Source organism: Aporhodopirellula sallentina SM41, from assembly GCF_000346505.1.
Classification (GTDB): Bacteria; Planctomycetota; Planctomycetia; order Pirellulales; family Pirellulaceae; genus Rhodopirellula; species Rhodopirellula sallentina.
This window is the reverse complement of the sequence record NZ_ANOH01000425.1, coordinates 1-1,518: the sequence shown is the minus strand read 5'-3', so window position 1 is coordinate 1,518 and position 1,518 is coordinate 1. Positions and strand designations below refer to the sequence as shown.

General features: G+C 51.1%; 2 protein-coding genes. Both read right to left on the bottom strand.

The window, feature by feature from the left end:
• Nucleotides 1–475, bottom strand: a 475-nt coding sequence (locus RSSM_RS35035) for a hypothetical protein (RefSeq protein WP_044303816.1), incomplete at its 3' end; no start/stop codon positions are given.
• A 40-nt stretch (nucleotides 476–515) separates the two neighbouring features.
• On the bottom strand, nucleotides 516–1,361 hold the full coding sequence (locus RSSM_RS27395) for a hypothetical protein (RefSeq protein WP_008687454.1): 846 nt from the start codon (nucleotides 1,359–1,361) through the stop codon (nucleotides 516–518).
• Between the last annotated feature and the right edge of the window lie 157 nt (nucleotides 1,362–1,518).

Below are 1,518 nucleotides of genomic sequence, written 5' to 3'. Positions count from 1 at the left end.
GTAGCTGCGATCTAGCCACATCCACTAGATCAAATGCGGCAATTCGGGAGACCGGAAACCTATCAATCCACTTGTCTAGTTGGTCATTTGCTGCCTTATCACCCTCACGCGCCTTTGCTCGGATGCGTCGGAATTCATGTATCCCAGGAATTTCGAATGCATCCCGTTCCGATGAATCCATTTTCACTACCCTCGTTTCAGAAAGCTCATTTAGTTGACAGAACACCTTCCACGAGCTGGCCCATCCAGCGATTCGCTTCAGGCTTACTTCCAGTTCGGTAAATTCTTGCCGCTCGCGTTGCAACTGCAGACGGAGATCGCGTTGCGACGACCTCGACAGCTCACTTGCAATCGCGAACAGCTCGACCAGTGGGTCAGTAGCGGGACCCACATAAGAGTTCTGGAGCGTTCCCGCTACTCGCCTGGGCTTGTACCTGTATTGCCTTGACGTTCCGCGGCGTTTTTCAATTGACATAAAACCTTGTGTAACAGAGAGGCACAATTTACAAAAACACCTACGCGCGGCGTTTTCGGTCATCATCTATCGAGGGATCCCGGTCAACCGACGATCGAAGTTCGCAGTCACCCAATTCAGCGTTTATGTTTGACCAAACCGAGGTGACAACGGAGTCGCGGGTGGCTACAGTGTCTGCGTGCGGCAATTCTGAAAAGTAACCGGATCGCAAAGCGGTCGTCAGTATTTCTTGTGGATCCTTGTCACAACATTGCTCAAAGAGGATGAGTAACTTGATCCGCTCGCGTTGTCGCCAAACTGGCGAATCGACATCGCATTCTTCCTCCAATTGCGAAACATGGTCGAGTAGGTATTCGCAGATTTGCCCACCGCCTTTGTACGAAAAGCGATAGACCATGGATCGAAGGTAATCTGGTGGTGCATCCACTGGATTGATCACGAAGTCCAGAATCCACCAGATTGCATCAAGGCTCTCCAACACATCGAAGTACACAGCGCAGTAGTCCCTGACGTCAACCACATCGATGCCCATAATCCGGGCGACTTCGTCTATCGGAATCCTCGCCAGCAAGCGAGACTCTATCTCCAACCTACGCATCAGGTCGTTGTAGATCTTCGATAGAGACGCAAAGTCAATACGACGTCTTCCGCAGCTGTCCGGCGGCGGGCAAATCAGGTTGTTCGACAGATGGCGCACCGTCAGCCAAACCGTCTCGTCATATTCGATAGCCGTCGGAACGCCGTTTTGAACAATTCTACAAGCATTCTGGAAACGCCACGCGGGACCATCAAACATATTTTTCTGCCGACGGCAGATACGGTGCGATGCTCTCTCAAGGTCCGCCAAGCTAAATTCGTCTGGGATATCAAAATCTTCTTTGCACATCTTATGGAAGGCTCTTTGTGGAAGGGAACAGAAGGACGCAAATTCCGGATAGAGGCAACAAGCGGTGACTCACCTTTCAACCAGTGAACACATCACTAGCGGACAGACCACAGTCTCATGCCACATAGATACGATCTGGGCTTCGTTACGGCGTTTC

What these genes read in the sequence shown, in the direction of transcription:
- RSSM_RS27395 (WP_008687454.1), bottom strand. Translation starts at nt 1,361, where the DNA reads ATGTGCAAAGAAGATTTTGATATCCCAGACGAATTTAGCTTGGCGGAC.